5 protein-coding genes are annotated in these 6,966 nt (G+C 74.9%); 3 read left to right on the top strand and 2 right to left on the bottom strand.

Annotation, left to right across the window (positions count from 1 at the left end; translation table 11 throughout):
- Nucleotides 1–713: 713 nt before the first annotated feature.
- From ACSNOB_RS31005 to ACSNOB_RS30995, 3 genes are all read left to right on the top strand, one after another.
- Nucleotides 714–1,523, top strand: a complete 810-nt coding sequence (locus tag ACSNOB_RS31005; RefSeq protein ID WP_393112396.1) for a SigB/SigF/SigG family RNA polymerase sigma factor — start codon at nucleotides 714–716, stop codon at nucleotides 1,521–1,523.
- Between the two features lie 338 nt (nucleotides 1,524–1,861).
- On the top strand, nucleotides 1,862–2,872 hold the full coding sequence (gene rfbB, locus ACSNOB_RS31000; protein ID WP_393112394.1) for a dTDP-glucose 4,6-dehydratase: 1,011 nt from the start codon (nucleotides 1,862–1,864) through the stop codon (nucleotides 2,870–2,872).
- A gap of 203 nt (nucleotides 2,873–3,075) precedes the next feature.
- The gene (locus ACSNOB_RS30995) at nucleotides 3,076–5,343 is read left to right on the top strand and encodes a heavy metal translocating P-type ATPase (protein WP_436690891.1); all 2,268 of its coding nucleotides are present in this window, start codon (nucleotides 3,076–3,078) and stop codon (nucleotides 5,341–5,343) included.
- Nucleotides 5,344–5,414: 71 nt separating this feature from the next.
- Here the strand turns inward: ACSNOB_RS30995 and ACSNOB_RS30990 are convergent, their stop codons facing one another.
- The gene (locus ACSNOB_RS30990) at nucleotides 5,415–6,074 is read right to left on the bottom strand and encodes a lysoplasmalogenase (RefSeq protein WP_436690889.1); all 660 of its coding nucleotides are present in this window, start codon (nucleotides 6,072–6,074) and stop codon (nucleotides 5,415–5,417) included.
- A partial coding sequence (locus ACSNOB_RS30985) for a sterol desaturase family protein (RefSeq protein ID WP_436690887.1) occupies nucleotides 6,071–6,966 on the bottom strand: 896 nt, incomplete at its 5' end. The genes ACSNOB_RS30985 and ACSNOB_RS30990, both read right to left, overlap by 4 nt.

Raw genomic sequence — 6,966 nt, 5'->3', positions numbered from 1 at the left:
CCCGTCGACCCCGCCCCACGCTCCTGCCCTCCGAATCCGTCCGGTGGGGAAGCCGTGCGACCACGACGCAGGGCTGTCACCCGGCCCAGTCCTTCCCGAGGCGGCGGCGCTTCGTCGGTCGCCCGTCACGGCACGCGGGCCAGGCGGGGGACGGCGAGCAGCCCCAATCCCGCCGACGACGTTGGCCGGACGGGCCGGGGCAGGGCGCCGAGCCGGTCCAGACAGCCGACGGCCCGCGCCGGCGGTCCGGGCGGCGAACACGAGAATGGAGTCGAGCACGCCGTGGAAGAGCCGTCCGCCCGCCAGGAGGGCGCCGAACAGCACGCCGGTGCCCACGTCGATCCCGCCGAGCAGCCCGGTCGCCACGAGGGCCGGCCACGGGTGGGGCAGCCGGGCGCCGCCCTCGGCGACCAGGCGGTCGAACGCCGCCACGGTCTCGTGCTGGGGTCGACCCGGCCGGCCGGACGGGCGGCGACGGGTGTCGCCCAGGCGGGCGTGTCGCCGTTCTCGTGGCCGCAGACCCGCCCGCCGGGTCGGCCCGGCATCGGGAGGCGGAGGACGGGACCGTCCCCGTCCAGACCGTTTTTCGATGCTTTGATTGCCTCTGTCCATCGGCCGTTCGGTTGATATGGCGGCAACCTTTGGTCTAGGGTGGCTGCACTGCGGTCGACGCTTCCGGGCGCCGCCGTGCCGTGCGGGACAGGAAGGCCAACATGATCACCACGACCACCGTGCCGACGACCACCACCGACGCCAGCACCCCGGCCGTCGGCGACGAGTCCCGTGCGAGCGAGCTGATCACCGCCCTCGCCGCCCTGCCCGAGGGACACCCCGACCGGCCGGCGCTGCGGGACCGGGTGATCGAGGCGTGGTTGCCGCTGGCCAACCACCTCGCCTACCGCTACAGCGGGCGCGGCGAGCCCACCGGTGACCTCGCCCAGACCGCCGCCCTCGGGCTGATCAAGGCCGTGGACCGGTTCGACGCCTCCCGGGGCGTCGACTTCGCCGGCTTCGCCATCCCGACGATCCTCGGCGAGATCAAGCGCCACTTCCGTGACCGCACCTGGAACATCCGGGTGCCGCGCCGGCTGCAGGAGCTGCGGCTGCGCATCTCGGAGGCCAACGGCGTCCTCACGCAGACGCTCAACCGGGCCCCGACGGTCGCCGACATCGCTGTCCACCTCGACATCACCGAGGAAGAGGTCCTGGAGGGCCTGGAGGGCGCCCGCGCCTACAACGCCGTCTCCCTGTCCACCCCCATCGGCGACGGCGACAGCGCCACCGAGCTGGGCGACACGCTGGGCGCCGAGGACGGCGAGTTCGCGCTGGCGGAGCTGCGCGCCGCCCTCGGCCCGGCGCTCGCCACCCTCGACGAGCGGGAGCAGAAGATCCTCACCCTGCGCTTCTACGGCAACCTGACGCAGAGCGAGATCGCCGCTCAGGTCGGCGTCTCCCAGATGCACGTCTCCCGGCTGCTCGCCCGCGCCCTCGACAAGCTGCGCGGGCAGCTCACCGACTGCTGACCCCCGCTCCCGTCGCACGGCTGGGCGCAAGGGGCCCTTCCGCACGCCTCCGGCGTACGGAAGGGCCCCTTGCCACGCGTGGCGCAGGTGCGCGGGCGCCGCGTGCGGACCGCCGCCGGGGCGGCGCGTCGCTGCCGCTCGGTCGCCCGCCTGGGCGTCGATCCGGCGTACGCCGCAATGCCCGGCCGTCCGTTGCGCCGCGCGGCCGGGCAGACTCGTCGGGGTGGAGCACCCACGCGGGCCGGCCGACGGCGGGACGCGTCGCGGGGACCGGCCGGACTCGCCGACCGACCCTCCGGTGCCGCCTCGGGGCCCGCCGGCGAAGGTAGGAGAGCAGAATGAGCACGATTCTCGTCACGGGCGCGGCGGGCTTCATCGGGTCCAACTTCGTCCGCCACTGGCGCCGCGCCCACCCGCGGGACCGGGTGATCGCCTTCGACCTGCTGACCTATTCCGGCACGCTGACCAATCTCGCCGACCTCGAAGACACGGTCACCTTCGTGCGGGGCGACATCCGGGACCAGCCGGCGGTGGAGCGGGTGCTGCGCGAGCACGGCGTCGACGTGGTGGTCAACTTCGCCGCCGAGTCGCACAACTCGCGTGCGGTGCTGGGCCCGACGGCCTTCTTCGAGACAAACGTGCTGGGCCCGGTCGCCCTGATGGAGGCCGTCCGGCGGGTTGGCCACGACGGCATCCGCTTCCACCAGATCTCCACCTGCGAGGTGTACGGGGACATGGCGCTCGACGACCCCGGCGCCTTCACGGAGGACTCGCCCTACCTGCCGCGTACCCCGTACAACGCCGCGAAGGCCGGGGGCGACCACGCGGTGCGTGCCTTCGGCCACACCTACGGGATCCCCTTCACCATCACGACCTGCGCCAACAACTACGGGCCGTACCAGTTCCCGGAGAAGGTGATCCCGCTGTTCGTCACGCACGCGTTGCGGGGCAGGCCGCTGCCGGTCTACGCCTCCAGCCGCAACCGCCGGGAGTGGCTGCACGTGGCCGACCACTGCCGCGCGGTGGAGGCGGTGCTGCTGCACGGCCGGCTGGGGGAGACGTACAACGTCGGCAGCGGCGTCGAGGTCGACGTCGAGACGCTCGCCGACGCCGTACTCGCGGAGCTGGGCCTCGGCCCCGAGATGAAGCGGCGGGTGCCCGACCGCCCCTCGCACGACCGGCGCTACCTGCTCGACTCCGGCAAGCTGCGGGACGAGCTGGGCTGGGCCCCGAGGATCGGGTTCGACACCGGGCTGACGGAGACGATCGCCTGGTACCGGGAGCACGAGAGCTGGTGGCGGCCGCTGCTCGACCGCGTACAGGTGGCGGAGGAGACCGCGTGGCGGTGAGCCGGCGCTGAAGCCGCGGACCGGGCGGGCGGAACGTGGCGCGGGTCGCGCCGATCGGGGCGATCCCCGGCCCGGCGGCCCCTGGTTTTCCTACAGTGGTCGTGCGGCCTGTCGGGCGCGCCGGCTGCCCGTCCCGGGCGCCGGGCCGCGCGGCGGTGGCCGATGGCCCCGGCCCGGTGTCCGGGGCGGAAACGGGGGTCCGGGTGTTCGCACGGGCGTTCCGCGCGGCCCGCCCGCGCCGTGGCGCGACCCGCTCGGCCGGCGGACACGGCCACGGCGCACCCGCGCCCGGCGGGCCCGGCCGGCGCGACGACCCCGCCGGCTCCGGCCTGCGCGACGGCCCCGCCGGGCACGGCGGTCCCGCGCGGTCCGACCGGCACGGCGGTCCCGCGCGGGCCGACCGGCACGGTGGCCCCGGCCAGCACGGCGGTCACGGCGGTCACGGCGGTCACGGCGGGCACGGCGGGCACGACAAGCATGCCGGGCACGACCCCGCGCAGTTCCGCCGGAAGTTCTGGCTGAGCCTCGCCCTCACCGTGCCGATCGTGCTGACCAGCGACCTGGTGATGGACTGGCTCGGCTACACCCTGGAGTTCCCCGGCAGGAGCTGGGTGGGCCCGGTCCTCGGCTCGGTGGTCTTCTTCTACGGCGGCTGGCCGTTCCTGGTGGGCGCCGTGCGGGAGGTCCGCGACCGCGCCCCCGGGATGATGCTGCTGGTCTCGATGGCGATCACGGTGGCGTACGTCGCCTCGGTGGCGACCAGCGTGGGCGCGTTCGACCTGGACTTCTGGTGGGAGCTGGCGGCGCTGGTGACCATCATGCTGCTGGGGCACTGGCAGGAGATGAAGGCCATCGGCCAGGCGCGGGGCGCCCTCGCCGCACTCGCCGCGCTGCTGCCCGACGACGCCGAGCGGCTCGGCGACGACGGCACCCCGCACCGCGTGCCGCTGGCCGACCTGCGGGTGGGCGACGTGGTGCTGGTCCGCTCCGGGGGCCGGGTGCCGGCCGACGGCTCGATCGTCGACGGCGCCGCCGAGCTGGACGAGTCGATGATCACGGGGGAGTCCCGGCCGGTGCCGCGCGGCGTCGGCGACCGGGTGGTGGCCGGCACGGTGGCCACCGACTCCACGCTGCGGGTGCGGGTCGACGCGGTCGGCGAGGACACCGCGCTGGCCGGCATCGGCCGGCTCGTCGCGCAGGCGCAGGCGTCGGGCGGCCGGGCCCAGGTCCTCGCCGACCGGTTCGCCGCCACCCTCTTCTACGTCGCCACCGCCGCCGCGCTGGTCACCTTCGCCGCCTGGTGGGCGCTGGGCGACCCGGACCAGTCCGTGGTGCGGTCGGTGACGGTGCTGGTGATCGCCTGTCCGCACGCGCTCGGGCTGGCCATCCCGCTGGTGGTCGCGCTCTCCACGGCGTTGTCGGCCAAGGCCGGCATCCTGGTCAAGGACCGCCTCGCCCTCGAGCGGATGCGCACCGTCGACGCGGTGCTGTTCGACAAGACCGGCACCCTGACCAAGGGCGCCCACACGGTCACCGCCACGGCCGCCACCGGCGGCACCACCGAGGACGAGGTATTCCGGGTCGCCGGCGCGGTCGAGGCCGACAGCGAACACCCGCTCGCCCGCGCGCTGGTGACGGTCGCGCGGGAGCGCGGTCTGAAGGCGACCGCCCGGGACTTCCGGTCCCTGCCCGGCCGGGGCGTCCAGGCCGTCGTCGACGGGGCCACCTGGGCGGTCGGCGGTCCGGCCCTGGTGCGCGAGCTCGGGGCGAACGTCCCGGACGACGTCGCCGCGGCGACCCGGGGGTGGTCGGCGCGCGGCGCGGCGGTGCTGCACCTCCTGCGGCTGCCCGCCGACGGCCGGCCGGCGGCGGTGGGCGCGTTCGCGCTCGAGGACGAGGTGCGCCCGGAGGCCCGCGCGGCCATCGCCGAGCTGCGCGAGCACGGCGTACGGACCATCGCGATGATCACCGGCGACGCCCGGCCGGTCGCCGAGGCGGTCGCCGCGGACCTGGGCTTCCGGCCGGGCGTCGACGAGGTATTCGCCGAGGTGCTCCCCGCCGACAAGGACCGGGCGGTCGCGGACCTGCGGGCCCGCGGGCTGACCGTGGCGATGGTCGGCGACGGCGTCAACGACGCCCCCGCCCTGGCCCGCGCGGACGTCGGCGTGGCGATCGGCGCCGGCACCGATGTGGCGATCGAGTCGGCCGGCGTCATCCTGGCCTCCTCCGACCCGCGCGGCGTCACCGGCGTGCTCCGGCTGTCCCGGGCGTCGTACCGGAAGATGATCCAGAACCTGGCCTGGGCCGCCGGCTACAACGTGGTGGCGATCCCGCTGGCCGCCGGCGTCCTGGCCTGGGCCGGCATCGCGCTCAGCCCGGCCGTCGCGGCGGTGCTGATGTCCGCCTCCACCATCGTGGTGGCCGTCAACGCGCAGTTGCTGCGCCGGGTGCGGCTCACCCCCGGACAGTAGGCCCGGCGGTCGGCGCGCTCCGTCCGGCCGCCGTGCCGGGCGGCCCGGAGCGGCGGGCGCGGGGCCGTCGGCTACCGGGCGCCGCCCGGCACCGGTCGCGGGGTGCGGGAGGGGCCGCCGACGGCGGTCGGGGCGCGGCCGGTCGCCTGCGCCCACCCGGTGGTGACGAGCAGCAGGGCCGCGATGTAGGTGGTCATCACGGCCAGGCTGTGGCCGGGCAGCGTGGTGCCCGCGGCGTCCAGCCCGATCAGCAGGTCGGAGACGAGGAACAGCGCCCCGCCCACGGCCGCCCGGCGGGAGACGCCGGTCGCGGCGGCGGCCATCAGGCTGAGCGCGAGGCTGTAGCCGAGGACCGGCAGCCGCAGTGGGCCGAGGGCGTTCCACAGCACGACGTTGGCCGCCGCCCAGCAGGCGAGGTAGCCGGCGACCGCGGCGACGGGCGGTCGCCGGTGACGCAGGAAGGCGCTCAGGAAGCCGACCTGCGTGCCGAGGAAGCACCCCATGCCGACGAGGAACGCGGTGCGGCCGTCGAGCAGGAGCGCGACGTCGCCGGCGGTGGCGAAGACCAGCCCGACGGCGACGCCGTCGATGCGCCGGCGCACCCGCAGCAGGTACGCCAGCAGCACCGGCGCGAGCAGGGGCTTGGCCAGCCACTGCAGGGCGGTCACGTCGGACGCGACGCCGATCAGTTCGACGGCGGCCACCACGCCGAACGGCCAGAGCCGCCTCATCGGGCCGCGACCGGCTGCGCCTGCGGGGTGGGCTGCCAGCCGGGCCGGCCGAGCACGTAGCCGAGCCGGTGTCGCCAGGACGAGGCGGCCCGCGCGTCCGCCCAGATGGCCTGGTACTCGTGGGTCGCCACCCGGAGCGGGTTGTAGGTGTCGATGTTCTTCGTCAGGCCGTACCGGACGGCGGCGCGCTCGGGCTCGAAGGTGCCGAACAGCCGGTCCCAGACGATCAGGATGCCACCGTAGTTGCGGTCCAGGTACTCGGCGTTGGCGCCGTGGTGGACCCGGTGGTGCGACGGCGTGTTGAAGATCCACTCGATGGGTCGGGGCAGCACGGTGATCCGCTCGGTGTGCAGGAAGAACTGGTACAGCAGGCTGATCGACTGCTGAAGGAAGATCATCCACGGCGGGATGCCGAGCAGCGCCAGCCCGAGCCAGAACGGTATGGACGTCATCGGGGTCCAGCTCTGCCGCAGCGCGGTGGAGAGGTTGAAGAAGACGCTGGAGTGGTGCACCACGTGCCCGGCCCAGAGCAGCCGTACCTCGTGGTGGGACCGGTGGAACCAGTAGTAGGCCAGGTCGTCGGCGAAGAACAGCAGAACCCAGGTCCAGACGCTGGTGGGGGAGAGCTGGATCGGCGCGACCGTGTACGCGGCGGCGTACAGGCCGATCGTCAGCAGCTTCCACGGCACGCCGATGACCTGGCTGCCGGCGCCCATGGTCAGGCTGGTGGCGGTGTCGCGCAGTTCGTACCCGCGCTCGTCGTCGTCGGGCGCGAAGCGGTAGGAGAGCGCCTCGACGGCGATGAGGAGCAGGAACGCCGGTACGGCGTAGAGCACGGCGGGGATCATGCCCGGGCTTCCCTTCTCGGCGGTGCGGTGGGGGTGGTGAGGGG

The sequence above is a fragment of the Micromonospora sp. URMC 106 genome (genome assembly GCF_051386395.1).
Lineage (GTDB): Bacteria > Actinomycetota > Actinomycetes > Mycobacteriales > Micromonosporaceae > Micromonospora.
The sequence above is the reverse complement of the archived record's forward strand: the minus strand, read 5'-3'. Positions and strand labels throughout refer to the sequence as shown.